Below are 21496 nucleotides of genomic sequence, written 5' to 3'. Positions count from 1 at the left end.
TTTATTGCAGAGGTTCGCGCGGCTAATGAGAGGCTTTACCCGTCAGAGCGGGTTAGGATTGTCATTAGTCGCGAGGATGCGATGAAGGTCGGGTACCAACGGCGGCGCGTGAAGCCACGTGCTGCCCGTCATTTTAAAGGATCTTATTTTGCTAAATCCGATCGTTCGTAAATTCCAGTATGGCCAGCATACGGTCACGCTTGAAACCGGCATGATGGCTCGCCAGGCTACCGCTGCTGTAATGGTAAGCATGGATGACACCGCGGTATTCGTTACCGTTGTGGGCCAGAAAAAAGCCAAGCCAGGCCAGGACTTCTTCCCGCTGACCGTTAACTATCAGGAGCGTACCTACGCTGCTGGTCGTATCCCTGGCAGCTTCTTCCGTCGTGAAGGCCGCCCAAGCGAAGGCGAAACCCTGATTGCGCGTCTGATTGACCGCCCGGTTCGTCCACTGTTCCCTGAAGGTTTCGTCAACGAAGTGCAGGTTATTGCTACCGTTGTTTCCGTAAACCCACAGGTTCACCCTGATATCGTTGCCATGATCGGTGCTTCCGCTGCACTGAGCCTGTCCGGTATTCCATTCAACGGCCCAATCGGTGCCGCTCGTGTTGGTTACATCAATGACCAGTACGTGCTGAACCCGACTGCTGAAGAGCTGAAAACCAGCAAGCTGGATCTGGTTGTTGCCGGTACCGAAAGCGCAGTCCTGATGGTTGAGTCCGAAGCTGAGCTGCTGAGCGAAGATCAGATGCTGGGCGCCGTTGTCTTCGGTCACGACCAGCAGCAGATTGTCATCAAGGAAATCAACGCGCTGGTTGCCGAAGCCGGCAAACCACGTTGGGACTGGCAGCCAGAAGCCGTGAACGAAGCGCTGAATTCACGCGTTGCCGCACTGGCTGAATCCCGCCTGAGCGATGCTTACCGCATCACTGAGAAGCAAGAACGTTATGCTCAGGTTGACGTTATCAAAGCTGACGTTATCGCAACGCTGACTGCGGAAGATGAATCTCTGGATGCAGGCGAACTGTCTGACATTCTGCACGCTATTGAGAAAAACGTTGTTCGTAGCCGTATCCTGGCAGGCGAACTGCGTATTGATGGCCGTGAAAAAGACATGATTCGTGGCCTGGATGTGCGCACTGGCGTTCTGCCGCGTACTCACGGTTCTGCGCTGTTCACCCGTGGTGAAACTCAGGCGCTGGTAACCGCAACTCTGGGTACCGCTCGTGACGCACAGACGCTGGACGAGCTGATGGGCGAACGCACTGACAGCTTCCTGTTCCACTACAACTTCCCTCCGTACTCCGTTGGCGAGACCGGGATGGTAGGTTCTCCTAAGCGTCGTGAAATTGGTCACGGTCGTCTGGCGAAGCGTGGCGTGCTGGCCGTTATGCCAGAAGCTGATAAATTCCCGTACACCGTTCGTGTGGTTTCTGAAATCACCGAATCTAACGGTTCTTCTTCCATGGCTTCCGTGTGTGGTGCTTCTCTGGCACTGATGGACGCTGGTGTGCCTATCAAAGCCGCCGTGGCGGGTATCGCGATGGGCCTGGTGAAGGAAGGCGACAACTTTGTGGTTCTGTCCGACATTCTGGGTGACGAAGATCACCTGGGCGACATGGACTTCAAAGTAGCCGGTAGCCGTGAAGGTATCTCTGCGCTGCAGATGGATATCAAAATTGAAGGTATCACCCGCGAAATCATGCAGGTGGCTCTGAACCAGGCTAAGGGTGCGCGTCTGCACATTCTGGGCGTGATGGAACAGGCTATTGATGCACCGCGTGGCGACATCTCTGAGTTCGCACCACGTATTCACACCATCAAAATCAACCCAGACAAGATCAAAGACGTGATCGGTAAGGGCGGGGCTGTGATTCGTGCGCTGACCGAAGAAACCGGCACCACCATCGAAATCGAAGATGACGGTACTGTGAAAATCGCAGCGACCGACGGTGATAAAGCGAAACACGCTATCCGCCGTATCGAAGAGATCACCGCTGAAATCGAAGTGGGCCGTATCTATAACGGTAAAGTCACTCGTATCGTTGATTTTGGTGCGTTTGTGGCTATCGGTGGCGGTAAAGAAGGTCTGGTTCACATCTCTCAAATCGCTGACAAGCGCGTAGAGAAAGTGACTGACTACCTGCAGATGGGTCAGGAAGTTCCGGTGAAAGTTCTGGAAGTTGACCGTCAGGGCCGCGTCCGTTTAAGCATTAAAGAAGCAACCGAGCAGTCTCCGGCAGAAGGTGCAGCACCAGCTGCGCCAGAAGCTGAGTAAGGTTTGCCAATTAAGCTCTCCATGGTGACATGGAGAGCTGTTTGTTACGGGACAGGATGTCTCGTTTGCAGCCGGGGGACAGGACGTTCATCCATTTGTTGTCTTCGGGAGTAGGAAATGAAGCCTTTTTTGCGCTGGTGTTTCGTTGCGACAGCTATCACGCTGGCCGGATGCAGCAACTCTGCCTGGCGTAAGAACGAAGTATTAGCGGTGCCATTGCAGCCTACGCTGCAGCAGGAAGTGATTCTGGCACGCATGGAACAAATACTTGCCAGTCGGGCTTTAACCGATGACGAACGCGCACAGCTTTTATATGAGCGCGGAGTGTTGTATGATAGCCTCGGTCTGAGGGCTCTGGCGCGTAATGATTTTTCACAAGCGCTGGCCATCCGTCCCGATATGCCTGAAGTATTCAATTACTTAGGCATTTATTTAACGCAGGCAGGCAATTTTGATGCTGCCTATGAAGCGTTTGATTCTGTACTTGAGCTTGATCCAACTTACAACTACGCGCACTTAAATCGCGGTATCGCCCTCTATTACGGTGGTCGTTATCGTTTAGCGCAAGATGATCTGCTGGCGTTTTATCAAGACGATCCCAACGATCCTTTCCGTAGCCTGTGGCTCTATATTGCTGAACGCAATTTGGACGAAAAACAGGCCAAAGTGGCGCTACAACAGCGTCTCGAGAAATCGGATAGAGAGCAATGGGGATGGAATATTGTCGAGTTCTACCTGGGCAACATTAGCGAAAAAGAGCTAATGGAACGCCTCAAGGCGGACGCAACGGATAACACCTCGCTCGCTGAGCATCTCAGTGAAACCAACTTCTATTTAGGTAAGTACTACCTAAGTCTGGGGGATAAGGACAGCGCCAAGGCACTGTTCAAGTTAGCGGTTGCTAACAACGTACACAACTACGTTGAGCATCGTTATGCATTGTTGGAATTAGCGCTCTTGGGCCAGGAGCAAGACGACCTGGCAGAATCGGACCAGCAATAGCTGACGAACAACGATCGTCCCATACACTTTTTAACTAAAGTCATCACCTTCACGGGTGAGGGCGTTTTTGTTCGTTAATCAATCAAATTTGAGCCGGTTCACACTTTTCAATGAAAATTGCAGATCAATTTCACGATGAGTTACGTAGACTGGCCGCCATCAACGAGGCACATGTACTACATGACTGATATCATCGAAACCACTTTTTCTGATCTGGGGCTGCACGCCTCCATCATTCAGGCCCTGAACGATCTGGGCTACGAAAAGCCATCACCAATTCAGGCAGAGTGTATTCCACATCTGCTGAACGGCCGTGACGTTCTGGGTATGGCCCAGACCGGGAGCGGTAAAACTGCAGCTTTCTCTCTGCCGCTGCTGAATAACCTCGATCCTGAGCTGAAAGCACCACAAATCCTGGTGCTGGCCCCGACCCGCGAACTGGCGGTTCAGGTTGCTGAAGCCATGACGGATTTCTCTAAACACATGCACGGCGTGAACGTTGTGGCCCTTTACGGCGGTCAGCGTTATGACGTGCAGCTGCGCGCTCTGCGTCAGGGGCCACAGATTGTTGTTGGTACCCCAGGGCGTCTGCTTGACCACCTGAAACGCGGTACCCTGAACCTGTCCGGCCTGAAAGGTCTGGTACTGGATGAAGCGGATGAAATGCTGCGTATGGGCTTCATCGAAGACGTTGAAACCATCATGGCGCAGATCCCGGCTGAACATCAGACCGCGCTGTTCTCTGCAACCATGCCGGAAGCGATTCGTCGTATTACCCGTCGCTTCATGAAAGATCCTCAGGAAGTGCGCATTCAGTCCAGCGTTACCACTCGCCCGGACATCAGCCAGAGTTTCTGGTCTGTTTACGGCATGCGTAAAAACGAAGCGCTGGTGCGTTTCCTGGAAGCAGAAGATTTTGATGCGGCGATTATCTTCGTTCGTACCAAAAACGCGACTCTGGAAGTAGCTGAAGCGCTGGAGCGCAGCGGTTACAACAGTGCGGCACTGAACGGTGACATGAACCAGGCGCTGCGTGAGCAGACTCTGGAGCGCCTGAAAGATGGTCGTCTGGACATCCTGATCGCCACCGACGTTGCGGCCCGTGGCCTGGACGTGGAGCGTATCAGCCTGGTTGTTAACTACGACATCCCGATGGACTCTGAGTCTTACGTTCACCGTATCGGCCGTACCGGTCGTGCCGGTCGTGCTGGCCGCGCGTTGCTGTTCGTTGAGAACCGTGAACGTCGCCTGCTGCGTAACATCGAACGCACCATGAAGCTGACTATTCCAGAAGTAGAGCTGCCAAACGCAGATCTGCTGGGCGAGCGTCGTCTGGCTAAATTCGCCGCTAAAGTTCAGCAGCAGCTGGAAAGCAGCGATCTGGATCTGTACCGCGGCCTGCTGGCAAAAATTCAGCCTTCTGCTGAAGAAGAGCTGGATATCGAAACTCTGGCTGCAGCTCTGCTGAAAATGGCTCAGGGCGAACGTCCTCTGATCCTGCCACCAGATGCACCGATGCGTCCACGTCGCGAATTCAAAGAGCGTGACGATCGCTTCGAACGCCGTGGCGATCGCAACGACCGCGGTCCGCGTGGCGATCGTAATGACCGTGGCGGTGAAGATCGTCCTCGTCGTGAACGTCGCGATGCTGGCGATATGGAACTGTACCGTATTGAAGTGGGCCGTGATGATGGCGTTGAAGTTCGTCACATCGTTGGCGCTATCGCTAACGAAGGCGATATCAGCAGCCGCTACATCGGTAACATCAAGCTGTTCGGGACTCACTCCACCATCGAACTGCCGAAAGGCATGCCGGGTGAAGTTCTGCAGCACTTTACCCGCACTCGTATTCTGAACAAGCCGATGAATATGCAGCTGCTGGGTGACGCGCAGCCTCGTCCAGAGCGCAGCGGCGAACGCCGTGGCGGCCGTGACGGTGGTCGTGGCTTCGGCGGCGAGCGTCGTGAAGGCGGCCGTGGTCCACGTCGTGAAGGTGCTGGTGCCGGGGCTGGCCGTAGCTTCAGCGGTGAACGCCGTGAAGGTGGCCGTGGCCCGCGTCGTGAAGACGGTGCTGCTACCGCACGTCGTCGCTTCGGTGATGCATAATTGACCTATAATCTGCCGTATTATTTTTAAACGGTAGTGATAAAAGCCCCGGTTATTGCAATCGGGGTTTTTTTTATCCCTTTTGTACTCATGTACTGGTACAATGAGCCGCATAAGACAATTTCGTCGTGCTCAGTTTTTCAGGGATTCGATATGACAACGTTAACCGCCCCCGGCACAAAGCCTTCGTTAATCGGCGGGGTGATGATCATCGGTGGGACTATCATTGGCGCAGGGATGTTTTCTTTACCCGTAGTGATGTCGGGTGCCTGGTTCTTTTGGTCGCTGGCCGCGTTGGTTTTCACCTGGTTCTGCATGCTGCATTCCGGGCTGATGATTCTGGAAGCAAACCTGAACTACCGCATCGGCTCCAGTTTCGACACTATCACCAAAGATCTGCTGGGACGCGGCTGGAACGCGATAAACGGCCTGTCGATTGCGTTTGTGCTGTATATCCTGACCTACGCCTATATCTCTGCCAGCGGCTCCATCCTGCATCATACGTTTTCTGAGATGTCGCTGGACGTGCCCGCTCGCCTGGCGGGGCTGGTCTTTGCGCTGGCTGTGGCGTTTATAGTCTGGCTGAGTACCAAAGCGGTTAGCCGCATGACGGCAATTGTTCTCGGCGCGAAGGTGATCACTTTCTTTCTGACCTTCGGCAGCCTGCTTGGGCACGTCACGCCGACAACGCTGTTTAACGTCGCCGAGAGCAATGCCTCCTACACGCCCTATTTATTAATGACGCTGCCATTCTGTCTGGCCTCTTTTGGCTATCACGGCAACGTGCCTAGCCTGATGAAGTATTACGGCAAAGATCCTCGCACCATTATTCGCTGCCTGGTTTACGGCACGCTGATGGCGCTGGGGCTGTATACCATCTGGCTGCTGGGGACGATGGGGAATATTCCACGCCCTGAGTTTATTGGCATCGCGGAGAAAGGCGGCAACATTGATGTGCTGGTACAGGCGCTGAGCGGCGTCCTCAACAGCCGAAGCCTGGATCTGTTACTGGTGGTGTTCTCTAACTTTGCGGTGGCGAGCTCATTCCTCGGCGTCACGCTTGGGCTGTTCGATTACCTGGCGGATCTGTTTGGTTTTGATGATTCCGCGATGGGGCGTTTGAAAACGGCGCTGCTGACTTTTGTGCCGCCGATTGTCGGTGGCCTGCTGTGGCCAAATGGCTTCCTGTATGCGATTGGCTACGCCGGGCTGGCGGCAACCATTTGGGCAGCCATTGTGCCCGCGCTGCTGGCCAGGGCTTCGCGTAAACGCTTTGGTAGCCCGAAGTTCCGGGTCTGGGGCGGTAAGCCGATGATTGCCCTGATTCTGGTCTTTGGCGCAGGCAATGCGCTGGTACACATTCTTTCTACCTTCGACGTGCTGCCGGTATACAAGTAACTATTAACGGGCCCTCCGACCTGAGAGGGCCCCACACAACGCTAGCCTAGAAGCTCTTCTTTTACCTGCATCGCCAAATCAAACGAATGTAAGCGTGCCTGATGATCGAAAATCTGGCCGTTAACCATAATTTCATCTGCTTCTGTTTCGCGCAGAACGGACTCCAGGCCGTGGCGCACCTTCGCTTTATCTCCTACCAGAGACATGCTCAGCGCCTGCTGGACGCCATATTGCTCAGAGGCAGACCAAAGCTGATGCATATTCTCCACCGGCGGCGGAAGCTGCCCGGTTTCGCCGCGACGCAGGCGAACAAACGCCTGCTGCATGGAAGTAAACAGAAATTCGGCATCCCGGGTACTGTCTGCCGCGACGATATTGATGCACACCATCGCGTAAGGTTTTGCCAGCCGCTCGGACGGCTTGAAGTTCTCGCGGTAAAGCTGTAGCGCCCGGAACAGCATGTCTGGCGCAAAGTGCGAGGCGAAAGCAAACGGCAAGCCCAGCTGTGCCGCCAACTGAGCGCTATACAGGCTGGAGCCAAGTAGCCAGACCGGCACCTTTTCTCCATAACCCGGCACAGGGCGTACATGCGGATTCGGATCGCGGGCATCAAACCAGTCCACCAGTTCAGCGACATCCCGGGGGAAATTATCAACGTCGCCGCTCATATGGCGGCGCAGCGCCATCATAGTACGCTGATCGCTACCCGGCGCGCGGCCAAGTCCAAGATCGATTCGCCCCGGATAGAGCGCATTCAGGGTGCCGAACTGCTCGGCAATCACCAGCGGCGAATGGTTCGGCAGCATCACGCCACCGGAGCCTAAATGTAACGTGGTGGTATTGGCGGCGAGGTAACCAATCAGTACTGAAGTCGCCGCGCTGGCAATGCCGACCATATTGTGGTGTTCCGCCAGCCAGTAACGATGGTAGCCGCGCTTTTCAGCCAGCCGGGCGAGATCCAGAGAGTGGGAAAAAGCCTCCTGCGCCGAGGAGCCTTGAGGGATCGGCGCCAGATCGAGCACCGAGAAAGCAACATTTTTGTCAGTCATAACCGCTCACTTTTGTTACAGCGTAGTCATCAGATTGAAGGTCTTCTTCCAGCCTGGCGCAGGAATACCGCGCCGGCCAGAAAAGCTGCACTCTTAATAGTGCATTAAACGATGACCAAATTTGTTAACAAAGTGAGCTATTATCAGGCACGAAGCTCCAGCCCGGCGACGCGTCGCCAGTAGCCGTTACAGTCGCTGCGGTTGGCCAGCGGCAGCGGTGCCCCGCCGTTTTCGTTGGCCCGGAAGGCGTTCAAAATATCCAGCGTCCCTAAGCCCATTGGCGACAAACGAACAATATCCACCAGTCCTTTCATCGACGTCAGATCATTGCCAAGATTATACACATAGCCGCTCATGGTCTGGATCCCGTTCAGCACGAAGACCTGCTGCTGCTCCTGAGAGCGCATATCCCGGCCATTTGGGTATTTAATGCAGCAGGTTTCACATTCGTCTTTGGCACGGTCTTCAGAGCGTGCGGTGAAGCAGCGGGCGGAATAAGCCAGCGGCAGGTGGCCGTAGCTCAGCACTTCCACTTCGAACTTGTTGCGAATGCCGAGTTCATCACACTGGTTGAGCATATTGGCTAGCCAGTCGCGGGAAAGCTCGACCGGCATACACCAGCGCGTCATGCCCTGCTCCAGCAGCAGGCGCAGCGTAACGGCGTTATAGCAGTTGAGCGCATGTCCGGCGACAAACGGCAATTTGCGTTCGGCGGCCATATTCACGCTGCCGATATCATTGGCTTCAATCAGGAAGTCGCCGTTTTCTACGTAACGCTTCAGTTCGCCTAATTCGGACGGGGCCTGCACCAGTGCAAGCGTGGAAAGCACCACCTGCTTGCCCTGGCCTGCGAGCATTTTCGCCATATCCAGCCAGTCGCCGACTTTGGTTGCCCGGCGCTTGCTGCATACCGCTTCGCCCAGGTAAATAACATCGGCGCGGCTTTTAGCTGCGGCCTGATAAAACTTTTCCAGCGTCTCTTTTGGCCAATAGTAAAGCACCGGCCCTAATGAATATTTCATGCTTTTCCCTACTGCCATTTGCGGTGATAGGCACCGAGCGTTGTTTGCGTGCCTTCGGCCATAGCGCCCAGCGTCTCCATCCAGGCGGATTGCGCCCGGTAGTTTTTAGGATCTGCCATGCAGCGATCGATAGCCTGACGCCAGACTTTTGCCACCTGAGTAACATAGGCCGGGCTGCGCTGACGGCCCTCGATTTTCACCGATGCAATATTGGCGGCGAGCAGCTCCGGCAGCAGTTCGAGCGTGTTAAGGCTGGTGGGCTCCTCCAGCGCGTGGTAAGGCCTGTCGTCAACCAGGTAACGCCCTTTGCAGAGGGTGGGGTAGCCCGCATTTTCGCCGTCTTGATAGCGGTCAATCAGCACATCATTAAGGCGCGATTCCAGCCCCTGGGGCGTCTGTTGCCAGCGCACAAAGCGGGCGGGGGAGCAGGCGCCCACGGTGTTCGGCGACTCGCCGGTAAGGTAAGACGAAAGATAGCAGCGTCCTTCCGCCATAATGCACAGGCTGCCAAAAGCGAAGACTTCCAGCGGCACCGGTGTGACGCGAGCGAGCTGTTTGACCTGATGAATAGAAAGCACGCGCGGCAGCACCACACGGGCAACATCGAAGTGGCGATGATAAAACCGGATCGCTTCTTCGTTGGTGGCTGAAGCCTGCACCGACACATGGCGCTCTATGTGCGGATAGCGCTCAGCGGCATATTCCAGCATGGCTAAATCTGCCAGAATCAGCGCATCGGCACCGAGCTGGGCGGCCATATCAACCGCCCGCTGCCAGCGTGAGTAACCGTCCGGATGTGCGAAAGTATTGATGGCAATATGCAGCTTGCGGCCGCGAAGATGTACATAGCTGACGGCTTCTTGCAGCTTTTTCTCGGTGAAATTGAGGCCGGCAAAATGACGCGCATTGGTATCATCTTTCAGGCCGATGTACACCGCATCTGCACCGTTATCGATGGCCGCTTTCAACGCCGGAAGGTTTCCGGCCGGGCAAAGCAACTCCATAATTTATCCTGAATCAAAGGGGCCATAATGCGGCCCGCGCTGCACAGGGACGGGCAGCAAAATTGTTAACGAACCGGGATTTTAGTTAACCTGTCGGCGACAATTTTTGATTTGGGGCAGAGAAAGGCGTATTGCTTAGAGCTGCGGCCGCCAATTCGGCCCCGCAGCAACCTGCGGAATTGTTGATTTGGCGCGCCATCGGGAATTGTCGTTATGGCAAAATAGCGACAAATCTTTTAAAGGAGTTAAACCCGTGTTCGATAAACTGCGTTCTCGCCTGGTTCAGGCTGGTCCTTCTTTGCTGCGGGTTCCAGTCAAGCTAACCCCTTTTGCCGTTAAGCGTCAGGTACTGGAGCAGGTACTGGGCTGGCAGTTCCGCCAGGCGCTGCAGGATGGCGAACTGGATTTTCTGACTGGCCGCTGGCTGAGTATTGAGGTGCGCGATCTTGGCCTGAAGTGGTTTACTTCCGTTGAGGACAATAAGCTGCTGGTGTGCGACGATGCACCTGCAGATGTGAGCTTTAGCGCTGAGGCTAATGACCTGTTGCTGATAGCCGCTCGCAAGCAAGATCCGGATACCCTGTTTTTCCAGCGTCGTCTGGTCATTGAAGGCGACACGGAACTCGGGTTATATGTGAAGAATCTAATGGATGCCATTGAGCTGGATGCAATGCCTAAACCGTTACGCATCCTGCTATTACAGCTGGCTGATTTTGTTGAGGCGGGTTTGAAACATAACGCCGCCCCTGAAGGTAATTCGATAGGTGAGCCATGTTAATTCGTGTAGAAATTCCCATTGATGCTCCCGGCATCGACGCGCTGCTGCGCCGTTCCTTTGAAGGCGATGGCGAAGCTGAGCTGGTGAAAGCACTGCGGGAAGACGGGCTGTTAACGCTTGGCCTCGTCGCCACCGACGATGAAGGGCAGGTGATTGGCTACGTGGCCTTCAGCCCGGTCGCCGTCGAAGGTGACGAGCTTCAGTGGGTTGGGCTTGCGCCACTGGCGGTAGATGCGTCGGTTCGCGGGCAGGGCATTGCCAAACAGTTGGTATACGAAGGGCTGGATTCTCTGAATGAATTTGGCTATGCCGCCGTGGTCACGCTTGGCTCGCCGGAGATGTACGGCCATCTTGGCTTCCAGCCTGCGGCCCGTTACGGTCTGCACTGTCGCTGGCCGGGCACCGAAGCAGCATTCCAGGTTCATCCCCTGGCGGATGATGCCCTAAACGGCGTAAGTGGCCTGGTGGAGTATTCTGACCACTTCAACAGCGTTTAGCCGGTTTCCCCTTGAAGGCTTGCCAGCAGGTCTTCGAGGGCAACCTTTCCCCCAACCAGCCGTTCTTTCTCTGCCTTGCTCAACTGTTTAATTCGGTACTCGGCCCGCAGCGCCAGCGATCGGTTTCCCACCACCTGGCTAAACACCAAATCCAGCTCCCCCTTGCCACGCAGCGCCTTGGCGCCTTTCCCGGACTGATGCTGGGCAAAGCGGCGCGCTACGTCGGTGGTAATACCGGTATAGAGACGATTATCGGGGCAGCGAATTAAATAGAGATACCAGGAAGTCATAGTGCGGGCGCATAATTAACATTTGTCGCAGAGTATCACTGTTCAGGATGACGATGGAATCACTCAATGCCATCAGCCGCTGGCTGACAAAACAACATGTTCTGAGCTACTGCGTGGGCAGTGGGCACTCGCTTTGGTGTGCCAACGCTTTTTACATCTTCGACGCTGAGCGGGTGGCCTTTTATCTGCTGAGCGAAACCTCGTCCCGCCACGGGCAGCTGATTGGGGAGCAAGCCCCGGTCGCCGGGACGATAAACGGTCAGCCCAAAACGGTGGCGCTTATTCGCGGCGTGCAGTTCCGGGGCGAAATTCGCCTGCTGGCGGCAGAGGAAACGGCTGACTACCGTATTCGCTACCTGAAGCGTTTTCCGATTGCGAAAGTGATGTCGGCCCCGATGTGGGAAATTCGGCTTGATGAGCTAAAAATGACGGACAACACGCTTGGCTTCGGGAAAAAGCTACACTGGCTACGTGACGACCAGGGTAATTCTCAGGAGGCAATATGAGTCGTGTTCTGATAGTCGGTGCCACCGGGCTTGTGGGCGGCCATTTACTCCGCCTGCTTAGCCAGGACTCGCGCATCAGTACGATTGTGGCGCCTACTCGCCGCCCGCTGCCCGTAGCACTGAACAAGGTTGTTAATCCTCACGATCCGCAGCTTTCAGACGCGCTTGCGCAGGTCACGGAGCCGGTTGATACGGTTTTTTGCTGCCTGGGCACAACTCTTCGCGAGGCGGGCAGCAAAGAGGCTTTTATCCTCGTCGATTACACGCTGGTGGTGGACACCGCCCTCGCGGGTTTACGGCTGGGAGCAAAACAGATGCTGGTGGTCAGCGCGCTGGGGGCAAACAGCCGTTCGCCGTTTTTCTACAACCGGGTAAAAGGGGAAATGGAGGACGCGCTGATAGCGCAGAACTGGCCTCGCCTGATTATAGCTCGCCCATCAATGCTGTTGGGACATCGCCAAACCCGACGCTTAAACGAAGTCGTCATGTTACCGATTTTTAAAATGCTGCCCGGAAACCTCAAAGCTATTGAGTCATCAGACGTGGCAAAAGCCCTGCTTTTGGAAGCGTTCAGCCCCGCTCGGGACGGGGTGGCGATTGTTGATTCTGCCGAGTTACGTGCTCGAGCGGCGCACTATTCTGTGGAGTAAACTTTTCAGATCGGCTAGTTGTGGCATAGTATGTCGCCATAAATAATTACCTCGCTAATCAATTTCAGGGGAACGGCCATGCCATTTTCTTCCTCACCCGCACCGGGAACCCGTTCATTTCCGTGGTGGAAGCCCACGCTGTTTTTCCTGGTATTGATCGCCGGGCTTTGGTACGTGAAATGGCAGCCGTATTACGGCAAAGCATTTACCGCCGCGGACACTCACAGTATCGGCAAATCTATCCTCGCTCAGGCGGACGTGAACCCGCTTAAAGCCGCGCTGGATTATGCGATGGTTTATTTTCTGGCCGTCTGGAAAGCGGCGGTGCTGGGCGTTATCCTGGGCTCTCTAATACAGGTGCTTATTCCCCGCGACTGGCTGCTGCGCACCCTGGGGCAGCAACGTCTCCGTGGGACGTTCTTCGGGACGCTTTTCTCTCTCCCTGGCATGATGTGTACTTGCTGTGCGGCCCCGGTGACGGCGGGAATGCGCCGGCAGTCCGTTTCTATGGGCGGAGCACTGGCTTTTTGGATGGGGAACCCGCTGCTTAACCCGGCGACACTGGTCTTTATGGGGTTTGTTCTGGGGTGGCAGTTCGCTTTGGTTCGGTTAGTGGCGGGCCTGGCAACGGTTCTGGGTGTGGCTTTGCTGGTGCAGCGCTGGGTAAAAGATAAGCCGCAAAACATTGAGGCGGTTCCCGCCGTTAACCGTCCGACAGAAGAGGGCGCTTTCCTGATTCGCTGGGGACAAGCGCTGTGGCAGCTGTTCTGGAGCACAATTCCTGTTTATGTCCTGGCCGTGCTGGCGCTTGGCGCAGCGCGCGTCTGGCTATTCCCGCACGCTGATGGCGCAGTTAGCGACTCGCTTTTCTGGGTTATTGCCATGGCGGTGGTCGGCTGCCTGTTCGTCATCCCGACGGCGGCTGAAATTCCTATCGTGCAAACCATGATGCTGGCGGGGATGGGCACGGCTCCGGCATTGGCGCTATTGATTACGCTTCCTGCGGTCAGCCTGCCGTCGCTTATCATGCTGCATAAAGCTTTCCCGGCTAAGGCCTTGTGGTTAACCGGCGGGCTGGTGGCGCTCAGCGGCATTATTGTTGGAAGCCTGGCGCTTATTTGACATTATTTGCTTACCGTTGATAAATAAAAGCCACGTTGTTACGTGGCTTTTTAATAGCCAGGGAAGAGTTCTCGTTACTTTATTGAGAGGGTTGCGGGCTGGTTATAAATATTACAAGGACTGCAGGTAATCAATATATCCTTTGGCGCTACTTTCCAGCTGTTGATCTGACACTTCATATTCGGCACCGTAAAATGCGTAGAATGGCTGGTAATCCGCTTCGACATATTTTGCCGTCATTTCAAACGGCAGGAGTATTTCTTTTAACGAATGGTGATAACGTCCGTCTTGGGAAAAGTCCTCCTCTTTGATCCCAGCGCTTACCGCCAGCGCGAACTTACGGCCTCTGAGCTTATGCCCGCTGGTGGAGCCGTAGGCCCAGCCATAGGTAAAGACTTCATCCAGCCACTGCTTTAACAACGGCGGGCTATTAAACCAGTACAGCGGGAATTGCAGAATAATTTTATCGTGCTGCTCAATCAGTTTTTGCTCACTTGCAACATCAATAACCCCATCCTGATAAGTCTGGTAAAGATTGTGGACGGTATATGACGCCGGATTCTTTTCTACTTCGCTTACCCAGCGTTTATTAATTTTAGATTCATTAATATTGGGATGAATAACAACAATTAACGTCTTCATGGTTAATTCCTCTTGAGATGGCTGACCATCAGCGTTTATTTGATGTTTGCATCATAGGGAGCTTTAAATTAAAGTACAATACTGTCATTGTTGATATGTACTATACCAAAGGATAGTGTCCATGAGCGAAAAGGCTGTGCCGGATTCCTGCGCATTTATGGGCGACACGGGCTTTGCCTACACGCTGTCGCTGGTGAACGGGAAATACAAAATGATCATTCTCTATGCGCTGGCAGAACATAAGCCGGTGATTCGCTTCAACGAGCTAAAACGCTGCATTGAGACTATCTCGTTCAGAACCCTGAGCCTGACGCTGAAAGAGCTGGAAAACGACGGACTGATTATCCGGGATGAATACCCGCAAATTCCGCCCAAGGTGGAGTACAGCCTTTCAGAGCGCGGGAAGTCGCTGATCCCGGTGCTGGACATGATGTGTGAATGGGGAAATGTGCATCGCCATGATGTGCTGAAGTGAAGCTTCCCGCTGGCTATCGGGAAGCCTGTCTTAACGCAGGTGGTGAATGACCTGGTTGCTGCTGCCGCGCCAGATAAGCGCCGGGTCTTTTAAATCCTGAACAAACTTGCCGTCTACCAGCACGTTGATCAATGCCACCACTTCTTGCTGGGCGGCGTCCAGCTCATCAATCTTATACCCCGTCCACACCCAGATGTCCTTGCCCGGGCATTCGGCACGCACGCGCTGCACCAGCTTAAGAATGTCCGGCAGGTTCTGCGGATGCAGCGGGTCACCGCCCGAGAGCGAGATCCCCTGGCGCTTAACGCGGGTGTCGTTCAGGTCGGCAATAATGCGGTCGGCCATTTCTGAAGTAAACGGCATGCCCGAGTTCACGCGCCAGGTGCTTTTGTTGTAGCAGCCGGGGCATTCATGCACGCAACCTGAGACAAACAGCGTACAGCGTGTGCCGGGGCCATTGACGATATCGACGGGATAGTATTGGTGGTAATTCATAAGCCTGACCTGATTGCCCTCACCCCGGCCCTCTCCCACAGGAGAGGGAGAAAACCAGCGCGCGGCGTAAGTATTTACACAGACAGTTCCCTCTCCCCTTAGGGGAGAGGGTTAGGGTGAGGGGAGTTCGCTTTATGGCTTAACCGATCTGCCCGTTGCCCAGATGCTTCACGCGGCGCTTCACCTCTTCCTGCTTGCCGGCGTTAAACGGACGCGCGTCCGGGCTACCGAGATAGCCGCATACCCGGCGGGTAACCGACACGCGGGCCGCATCATGGTTACCGCATTTCGGGCAGGTAAAGCCCTTGCTGGTACATTCGAACTCACCGGTGTACCCGCACTCGTAGCATTCATCGATTGGCGTGTTGGTACCGTAGTAAGGCACATGCTGGTAGCTATAGTCCCACACGTCCTCCAGCGCCCGCAGGTTGTGCTGAATGTTCGGGTACTCGCCGTAGCAAATGAAGCCGCCGTTAGCCAGAGGTGGGTAAGGTGCTTCGAAGTCGATTTTGTCGTAAGGATTCACCTTTTTCTCGACGTCGAGGTGGAAGCTGTTGGTGTAATAACCTTTATCCGTAACGCCAGGCACGACGCCAAACTCGGCGGTATCAAGGCGGCAGAAGCGGTCGCACAGGTTTTCACTTGGCGTGCTGTAAAGGCTAAAGCCGTAGCCGGTTTCTTCTTTCCAGCTATCGGTGGCTTCGCGCAGGCGGGCAACGATGGCAACGGCTTTTTCGCGCAGGGCTTCGCTATCGTAAACATGCTGGTTACCGAACAGGGCATTCACCGTTTCGTGGATGCCGATATAGCCCAGTGAAATGGAAGCCCGGCCGTTTTTAAAGATCTCAGACACGTCGTCGTCGGCCTTCAGGCGTACGCCGCAGGCGCCTTCCATGTAGAGAATGGGGGCAACGCGGGCTTTGACGCCTTCCAGACGGGCAATACGGGTCATCAGCGCCTTACGCGCCAGCTGCAAGCGGTCGTCCAGCAGCTTCCAGAAGGTGGTTTCATCCCCTTTGGCTTCCAGCGCAATGCGCGGCAGGTTCAGGCTGATCACGCCGAGGTTATTACGCCCGTCGTGGATCTGCTCCCCATTTTCTTCGTATACCCCAAGGAAGCTGCGGCAACCCATTGGCGTTTTAAACGAGCCGGTGACTTTCACTACCTGGTCGTAGTTCAGAATGTCCGGGTACATGCGTTTGGAGGCGCATTCCAGTGCCAGCTGCTTAATGTCGTAGTTGGGGTCGCCGAACTTATGGTTCAGGCCGTCGCGAATAGCAAAGACCAGTTTTGGGAACACCGCAGTTTTGCGGTTTTTACCCAGCCCGGCAATGCGGTTGCGCAGAATCGAGGTCTGAATCAGACGGGACTCCCAGCGTGTGCCGAGGCCAAAACCAAAGGTGACAAACGGCGTCTGCCCGTTGGCGGTATGCAGAGTATTCACTTCATATTCAAGGGACTGGAAGGCGTCGTAGCACTCTTTCTCGGTGCGAGAAAGTGCGTACTTATCAGCATCAGGGATCTGCCACTCTTCGGCGATTGCCCGGTGCTTATTAAAACTTTCGGTCACAAACGGGGCCAGCACTTCGTCGATGCGGTTAATGGTGGTTCCGCCATAAATGTGGCTGGCAACCTGAGCGATGATCTGCGCGGTAACGGCCGTTGCCGTAGAGATGGATTTTGGCGGTTCGATCTCGGCGTTACCCATTTTAAAGCCGTGGGTCAGCATGCCTTTGAGATCTATCAGCATGCAGTTGAACATTGGGAAAAACGGAGAGTAGTCGAGATCGTGATAGTGAATATCCCCACGCTCGTGCGCGAGTACCACGTCACGCGGCAGCAGGTGCTGCTTGGCGTAGTGTTTGGCGACGATCCCGGCCAGCAGGTCGCGCTGGGTAGGGATCACCTTGCTGTCCTTGTTGGCGTTCTCGTTGAGCAGGGCAGAGTTGGTCTGCTCAACCAGGCCGCGAATTTCCTGGTTCAGGCGGCCACGTTTTTCGCGCTCAATATCGCGGTCATGGCGATACTCAATATAGGCACGCGCCAGCTGCTTGTAGTTGCCGGCCATGAGCTGGTTTTCCACGGCGACCTGGATCTCGCCGATGTCGACCTGGCTGCGGCCCGCCATCTGCTGACTGACAATGTCTGCGACGGTGGCGCAATAGTCCGCGTCATCGACTCCCGCTGCTTTAGCTGCACGTAGAATGGCTTCTCTGATGCGCTCTGAAGTGAAAGGTACTTTGCACCCGTCTCTTTTCATCACATGCGGTGTCATGATTTCTCCGTTTATTTTTAGGTTATCCACAAAGGTTGGGGCGTATTCGGCGGCGTGTAGCCATTTGTCCTGTCAAAATTTCCCGAAAGCTGGCCCTTTTTATCCACAGATAATCCCCAAACTTATCCTGTGGAAGTCGTCGTTATAATAGTCGATAGATACAACATGTAGGGCCGAGGTGCATTCTAAATTCTATATATAGTGATTTGCATCAAACATGTTTACGCTTTTATTGATGCAGAACAAAGTAAATCGGGGGCGGTAGAAACGACGGGCGTTGTCCAGGGAGGGAAATTATCCGATTAATTTTTCGTATAAATATTCTACAAATACCCGAGTCTTTGGCGGGACTTTTCCTCCGGCGTACTTCACCCAGAGCTGCTGCGGCTCGGTGGCCGTGTTCTGCAAAATCGCCTGTAACTTTCCTTCGGCTATGGGCCTGGTGAGATACCAGTCGGCGAGATAAATAATCCCCATGCCGGACAGCGCGGCATCCACCAATGAATCCGGCGAGGTGGAGATAAACCATGCGGAAGGCTCGTCAAACAGCGTTTCATTATTCATCCACTGCTGAAGGCGCCCGGTACCAGAGTTACGGTGGATGAGACAGCGATGCTCGCTGAGATCTTCCGGCGTTTGTGGCGTACCGTGTTGCGCCAAATAGGCTGGCGATGCCGCCGTAACCATATTCGAGGTATACAGCTCGCGCGCCACCACGCGGTTATCTCTTACCGTGCGATAGCCGATAGCCACATCAATGCGTTCGGCAATCAGGTTTACGCTGCGGGCCTCCATTGATAGCTCAAAGCGAATCAGCGGATAGCGGCGCTGAAACTCGGCGAGGAGAGGCATCAGGCAGTGGCGGCCAAAGCCGGGTATGACGCTGACGCGCAGCAGTCCTGAAGGTTCCGAGCCTGGATTAACTAGCGCCTGGTTCAGCGCCTGCCACAGGGGGGCGACCTCATCACGCAGCGCAGTACCTTCTTCGGTAAGCACGACAAAGTGTGTATTGCGCACAAAAAGCACGATGCCAAGCCGCTGCTCAAGCTGGCGTATGCTTTTGCTCACCGCCGCAGGCGTAACCCCAAGCTGGCGGGCTGCCTCGGAAAAACTCTGGCAGTCCGCCGCCGCCAGAAACGCCGGAATGAGCCGATGAACGTCTGCTGAAAGCATCATGCTTGTAACCTTTAGTTGAAACAGATGTGCCATGTTATGGACTACAGGTAAGGCCTGTCATCTGAAAAGATAGCCCCATCCCAAAAATGAGGCCTGAAAGATGACAAAAGTATTAGTTCTGGCGGCACATCGCGCCCCTGATGAATCCCGTATTAACCATGCTGGCGTGACGGCACTGAAAAGCATTGCGGGCGTCACCGTGCATGAGCTTAAGCGTGAATACCCGGATCACCAGATTGACGTAGCGCGTGAACAGGCGCTGCTGCTGGAGCATGACGCTATCGTGCTGATGTTTCCGTTCTGGTGGTACAGCTCCCCGGCAATCCTCAAAGACTGGCAGGATCAGGTGCTGACTTTCGGTTTTGCCTACGGCACTAACGGCACCGCGCTGCACGGGAAAAAGCTGATGGTCATGACTTCAACGGGCGGCCAGGCAGACGCCTATCGGGCAGAAGGCGCGAACCGTTACACGGTGGAAGAGTTGCTGCTGCCGTTCCACGCGATGGCGAATAAGACAGGTATGATCTGGCAGGCGCCCGCGCTGATCCAGGGGGCGAATACGATTACGGAAGCGCTGATCGATGAGGGCGTTAACGGCTGGCTGAGTCGGGTTCAGGCGCTGAAAGGGTAATTTCTCCCCTCACCCCGGCCCTCTCCCCGGAGGGGCGAGGGGGAAACAAGCGGCAAGAAACATTGTTTATCCCTTCTCCCTTTCAGAGAGAAGGCTATGGGAAACAAGCGCCAGGAAACATTGTTTATCCCTTCTCCCTTTCAGAGAGAAGGCTATGAGGGAAACAAGCGGCAGGAAACAATGTGTATCCCCTCTCCCTTTCAGGGAGAGGGTTAGGGTTAGGGTGAGGGTAATCTTTTCCAACGCAGGCAATCAGGCTAACGCTTGATCCAATACACCGCCTCAAACGGCCTCAGACTCATCTCCGCAGGCTTAGGGGCGGCATCAGCGTAGTTACTCATCAGCACATCCCATTCGCCTTCATGCCCTTCCAGCTGCAGCCATTGCGCTTCCCCGCTAAGGTTAGCGGCAACGATCAGCGTCTGGCCTTCGTGTTGGCGGCTATAGCTCCACACCAGCGGGTGCTCTGGCAGCAGATCCTGATAATTCCCCCAGGTCAGCACCGGCTCAGCCTTACGCAGCTTGATCAATTGCTGGTAGGTATAGAAGACCGAATCTTTGTCTTCCAGCGCCGCTGCGGCGTTGACCGTCTGGTAGTTATCGCACAGGCCAATCCACGGCGTGCCTTCGCTAAAGCCTGCGTTACTGCCGGCATCCCACTGCATCGGCGTGCGGCTGTTGTCGCGCGACTTACTGGCAAGAATAGCCATTAGCGTGTCGCTGTCGCGCCCAAGAGTTCGCAGTTCGGCAAACATATTGAGGCTTTCCACATCGCGGTACTGGTCGATGCTGGAGAAATGCGGGTTGGTCATCCCAATCTCTTCCCCCTGATAGATGTACGGCGTGCCTTGCATGCCGTGCAGCACCATCGCCAGCATCTTCGCGGATGTCGTTCGCAGTTCGCCTTCGTGGCCAAAACGGGACACGATGCGCGGCTGGTCGTGGTTACACCAGAACAGCGCGTTCCAGGCCACGTTATGCATCCCCTGCTGCCAGTGGTTGAAGATGGACTTCAGCTCCACGTAGTCAGGTTTTGCCAGCGTCCATTTCTCACCGCCGGGATAGTCCACCTTCAGGTGATGGAAGTTAAAGGTCATCGACAGCTCGCTGCCGTCCAGGGCGCCATACTTCTGGCAGTTATCCAGCGAAGTGGAGGACATCTCGCCGACGGTCATCAGGCCGAGCGGCTTAAAAGCATCGCGGCTAAATTCCTGCAAAAATTCGTGAATACGTGGGCCATCGGTGTAGAAACGGCGGCCATCGCCACCATTTACGTCGTTCGGGAATGCGAGGTCTTTTGACACCAGGTTAATCACGTCGAGGCGCAGGCCGTCCACGCCGCGGTTGGCCCAGAACTCGCAAACCTTTTTCAGTTCAGCGCGAACCGCCGGGTTTTCCCAGTTAAGGTCTGCCTGCTCAGGCGCGAACAGATGCAGGTAGTATTGACCGGTTTCCGCCTGCCACTGCCAGGCATTGCCGCCAAACTTTGAACGCCAGTTGTTCGGCAGAATATCCGGCGTGCCGTCGCGCCAGATATAGAACTCGCGGTACGGGCTGTGTTTATCCTGCGCCTGCTTAAACCAGTCGTGCTCCGTAGAGGTGTGGTTAAACACCATATCCAGCACCAGGCGAATACCACGCTGGTGGGCTTCTGCTACCAGCAAATCAAAATCTTCCAGCGTGCCGTAGGTCGGATCTATAGCGCAGTAGTTAGCGACGTCATAGCCGTTATCTATCTGAGGCGAGACATAAAACGGTGTAATCCAGAGGGCGTCTACGCCCAGCGTCTTGAGGTAATCCAGACGCTTAATCACGCCCTTCAGATCGCCGGTACCGCTGCCGGTCGTGTCCTGAAAACTCTTCGGGTAAATCTGGTAGATGACACCGTTCTGCCACCACGGAGGAGTGATATTCATAGCGAGTTCCTGCTAGCTGAAGGGGCGTAACTGCCCCGCAAACTGATGGCAAACCTCTGGCGGTGGAAAGAACCTCAAGTGCCATCAAAAAATAAGGAAAATCAAATGGATGATTTTCAGCTGATAACCCACAAAGCGAGAACATACACTTTGCTCTAACGAAAATGGGGGCATTCCTGCCCCC

The 21496-nt window shown here is 54.9% G+C and carries 20 protein-coding genes; 11 read left to right on the top strand and 9 right to left on the bottom strand.

The window, feature by feature from the left end:
• Positions 1-148 precede the first annotated feature (148 nt).
• The 4 genes from VW41_21040 (at position 149) to VW41_21025 (ending at position 6784) form a co-directional block, all read left to right on the top strand.
• Positions 149-2278 carry a polynucleotide phosphorylase/polyadenylase gene (locus VW41_21040; protein AJZ91329.1) on the top strand — a complete coding sequence of 710 codons (2130 nt, stop codon included), beginning with the start codon at positions 149-151 and terminating at the stop codon, positions 2276-2278.
• Between the two features lie 117 nt (positions 2279-2395).
• Positions 2396-3280, top strand: a complete 885-nt coding sequence (locus tag VW41_21035) for a lipoprotein NlpI (GenBank protein AJZ91328.1) — start codon at positions 2396-2398, stop codon at positions 3278-3280.
• Between the two features lie 180 nt (positions 3281-3460).
• Complete coding sequence (locus VW41_21030; GenBank protein ID AJZ91327.1) at positions 3461-5386, top strand: DEAD/DEAH box helicase; 1926 nt, start codon at positions 3461-3463, stop codon at positions 5384-5386.
• 153 nt (positions 5387-5539) lie between these two features.
• The gene (locus tag VW41_21025) at positions 5540-6784 is read left to right on the top strand and encodes a tryptophan permease (protein ID AJZ91326.1); all 1245 of its coding nucleotides are present in this window, start codon (positions 5540-5542) and stop codon (positions 6782-6784) included.
• A gap of 41 nt (positions 6785-6825) precedes the next feature.
• Here the strand turns inward: VW41_21025 and VW41_21020 are convergent, their stop codons facing one another.
• The 3 genes from VW41_21020 to VW41_21010 form a co-directional block, all read right to left on the bottom strand.
• Positions 6826-7833 carry a hypothetical protein gene (locus VW41_21020; protein AJZ91325.1) on the bottom strand — a complete coding sequence of 336 codons (1008 nt, stop codon included), beginning with the start codon at positions 7831-7833 and terminating at the stop codon, positions 6826-6828.
• A gap of 143 nt (positions 7834-7976) precedes the next feature.
• Complete coding sequence (locus VW41_21015) at positions 7977-8873, bottom strand: protease (GenBank protein ID AJZ91324.1); 897 nt, start codon at positions 8871-8873, stop codon at positions 7977-7979.
• Complete coding sequence (locus tag VW41_21010; protein AJZ91323.1) at positions 8864-9859, bottom strand: protease; 996 nt, start codon at positions 9857-9859, stop codon at positions 8864-8866. The genes VW41_21015 and VW41_21010 overlap by 10 nt, the downstream gene beginning before the upstream one ends.
• Before the next feature lie 253 nt (positions 9860-10112).
• On the opposite strand from VW41_21010, the gene VW41_21005 reads away from it, so the two are divergent.
• Positions 10113-10637: a hypothetical protein gene (locus VW41_21005; protein AJZ91322.1), complete on the top strand. Its 525-nt coding sequence runs from the start codon at positions 10113-10115 to the stop codon at positions 10635-10637.
• Positions 10631-11134, top strand: a complete 504-nt coding sequence (locus VW41_21000) for an acetyltransferase (protein AJZ91321.1) — start codon at positions 10631-10633, stop codon at positions 11132-11134. The genes VW41_21005 and VW41_21000 overlap by 7 nt, the downstream gene beginning before the upstream one ends.
• Here the strand turns inward: VW41_21000 and VW41_20995 are convergent.
• The gene (locus VW41_20995; GenBank protein ID AJZ91320.1) at positions 11131-11424 is read right to left on the bottom strand and encodes a GIY-YIG nuclease superfamily protein; all 294 of its coding nucleotides are present in this window, start codon (positions 11422-11424) and stop codon (positions 11131-11133) included. The two genes, VW41_21000 and VW41_20995, sit on opposite strands and share 4 nt — an antisense overlap.
• Before the next feature lie 53 nt (positions 11425-11477).
• On the opposite strand from VW41_20995, the gene VW41_20990 reads away from it, so the two are divergent.
• From VW41_20990 to VW41_20980, 3 genes are all read left to right on the top strand, one after another.
• Positions 11478-11930: a hypothetical protein gene (locus tag VW41_20990; protein ID AJZ91319.1), complete on the top strand. Its 453-nt coding sequence runs from the start codon at positions 11478-11480 to the stop codon at positions 11928-11930.
• The gene (locus VW41_20985) at positions 11927-12580 is read left to right on the top strand and encodes a hypothetical protein (protein AJZ91318.1); all 654 of its coding nucleotides are present in this window, start codon (positions 11927-11929) and stop codon (positions 12578-12580) included. The genes VW41_20990 and VW41_20985 overlap by 4 nt, the downstream gene beginning before the upstream one ends.
• A 78-nt stretch (positions 12581-12658) precedes the next feature.
• Positions 12659-13702 (top strand): membrane protein, encoded by a 1044-nt coding sequence (locus tag VW41_20980; protein ID AJZ91317.1) that lies wholly within the window; start codon positions 12659-12661, stop codon positions 13700-13702.
• 111 nt (positions 13703-13813) lie between these two features.
• Here VW41_20980 and VW41_20975 read toward each other — a convergent pair whose 3' ends face one another.
• On the bottom strand, positions 13814-14344 hold the full coding sequence (locus tag VW41_20975) for an NAD(P)H oxidoreductase (protein AJZ91316.1): 531 nt from the start codon (positions 14342-14344) through the stop codon (positions 13814-13816).
• Positions 14345-14465: 121 nt separating this feature from the next.
• Here VW41_20975 and VW41_20970 point away from each other — a divergent pair, with 121 nt between their 5' ends.
• Positions 14466-14819: an HxlR family transcriptional regulator gene (locus VW41_20970; GenBank protein AJZ91315.1), complete on the top strand. Its 354-nt coding sequence runs from the start codon at positions 14466-14468 to the stop codon at positions 14817-14819.
• A gap of 30 nt (positions 14820-14849) precedes the next feature.
• Here VW41_20970 and VW41_20965 read toward each other — a convergent pair whose 3' ends face one another.
• The 3 genes from VW41_20965 to VW41_20955 form a co-directional block, all read right to left on the bottom strand.
• Positions 14850-15314: a ribonucleoside-triphosphate reductase gene (locus VW41_20965; GenBank protein ID AJZ91314.1), complete on the bottom strand. Its 465-nt coding sequence runs from the start codon at positions 15312-15314 to the stop codon at positions 14850-14852.
• A gap of 139 nt (positions 15315-15453) precedes the next feature.
• Positions 15454-17589 (bottom strand): ribonucleoside-triphosphate reductase, encoded by a 2136-nt coding sequence (locus tag VW41_20960; GenBank protein ID AJZ91313.1) that lies wholly within the window; start codon positions 17587-17589, stop codon positions 15454-15456.
• Between the two features lie 294 nt (positions 17590-17883).
• Complete coding sequence (locus tag VW41_20955; protein ID AJZ91312.1) at positions 17884-18765, bottom strand: LysR family transcriptional regulator; 882 nt, start codon at positions 18763-18765, stop codon at positions 17884-17886.
• A gap of 100 nt (positions 18766-18865) precedes the next feature.
• Here VW41_20955 and VW41_20950 point away from each other — a divergent pair, with 100 nt between their 5' ends.
• The gene (locus VW41_20950) at positions 18866-19396 is read left to right on the top strand and encodes an oxidoreductase (protein ID AJZ91311.1); all 531 of its coding nucleotides are present in this window, start codon (positions 18866-18868) and stop codon (positions 19394-19396) included.
• A 257-nt stretch (positions 19397-19653) separates the two neighbouring features.
• Here VW41_20950 and VW41_20945 read toward each other — a convergent pair whose 3' ends face one another.
• The gene (locus VW41_20945) at positions 19654-21312 is read right to left on the bottom strand and encodes a trehalose-6-phosphate hydrolase (protein AJZ91310.1); all 1659 of its coding nucleotides are present in this window, start codon (positions 21310-21312) and stop codon (positions 19654-19656) included.
• Positions 21313-21496: the final 184 nt, after the last annotated feature.

It is taken from the genome of Klebsiella michiganensis (genome assembly GCA_000963575.1).
Taxonomy (GTDB): domain Bacteria; phylum Pseudomonadota; class Gammaproteobacteria; order Enterobacterales; family Enterobacteriaceae; genus Cedecea; species Cedecea michiganensis_A.
The sequence above is the reverse complement of the archived record's forward strand: the minus strand, read 5'-3'. Positions and strand labels throughout refer to the sequence as shown.

Excerpts from the sequence above, each read along its gene's own strand:
- VW41_20965 (AJZ91314.1), bottom strand. The coding sequence starts at position 15,314 with ATGAATTACCACCAATACTATCCCGTCGATATCGTCAATGGCCCCGGC.
- VW41_21000 (AJZ91321.1), top strand. The coding sequence starts at position 10,631 with ATGTTAATTCGTGTAGAAATTCCCATTGATGCTCCCGGCATCGACGCG.
- VW41_21020 (AJZ91325.1), bottom strand. The coding sequence starts at position 7,833 with ATGACTGACAAAAATGTTGCTTTCTCGGTGCTCGATCTGGCGCCGATC.
- VW41_21025 (AJZ91326.1), top strand. The coding sequence starts at position 5,540 with ATGACAACGTTAACCGCCCCCGGCACAAAGCCTTCGTTAATCGGCGGG.
- VW41_21030 (AJZ91327.1), top strand. The coding sequence starts at position 3,461 with ATGACTGATATCATCGAAACCACTTTTTCTGATCTGGGGCTGCACGCC.
- VW41_20945 (AJZ91310.1), bottom strand. The coding sequence starts at position 21,312 with ATGAATATCACTCCTCCGTGGTGGCAGAACGGTGTCATCTACCAGATT.
- VW41_20960 (AJZ91313.1), bottom strand. The coding sequence starts at position 17,589 with ATGACACCGCATGTGATGAAAAGAGACGGGTGCAAAGTACCTTTCACT.
- VW41_20980 (AJZ91317.1), top strand. The coding sequence starts at position 12,659 with ATGCCATTTTCTTCCTCACCCGCACCGGGAACCCGTTCATTTCCGTGG.
- VW41_21035 (AJZ91328.1), top strand. The coding sequence starts at position 2,396 with ATGAAGCCTTTTTTGCGCTGGTGTTTCGTTGCGACAGCTATCACGCTG.
- VW41_21015 (AJZ91324.1), bottom strand. The coding sequence starts at position 8,873 with ATGGCAGTAGGGAAAAGCATGAAATATTCATTAGGGCCGGTGCTTTAC.
- VW41_20955 (AJZ91312.1), bottom strand. The coding sequence starts at position 18,765 with ATGATGCTTTCAGCAGACGTTCATCGGCTCATTCCGGCGTTTCTGGCG.
- VW41_21010 (AJZ91323.1), bottom strand. The coding sequence starts at position 9,859 with ATGGAGTTGCTTTGCCCGGCCGGAAACCTTCCGGCGTTGAAAGCGGCC.
- VW41_20995 (AJZ91320.1), bottom strand. The coding sequence starts at position 11,424 with ATGACTTCCTGGTATCTCTATTTAATTCGCTGCCCCGATAATCGTCTC.
- VW41_20985 (AJZ91318.1), top strand. The coding sequence starts at position 11,927 with ATGAGTCGTGTTCTGATAGTCGGTGCCACCGGGCTTGTGGGCGGCCAT.
- VW41_20970 (AJZ91315.1), top strand. The coding sequence starts at position 14,466 with ATGAGCGAAAAGGCTGTGCCGGATTCCTGCGCATTTATGGGCGACACG.
- VW41_20975 (AJZ91316.1), bottom strand. The coding sequence starts at position 14,344 with ATGAAGACGTTAATTGTTGTTATTCATCCCAATATTAATGAATCTAAA.
- VW41_20950 (AJZ91311.1), top strand. The coding sequence starts at position 18,866 with ATGACAAAAGTATTAGTTCTGGCGGCACATCGCGCCCCTGATGAATCC.
- VW41_20990 (AJZ91319.1), top strand. The coding sequence starts at position 11,478 with ATGGAATCACTCAATGCCATCAGCCGCTGGCTGACAAAACAACATGTT.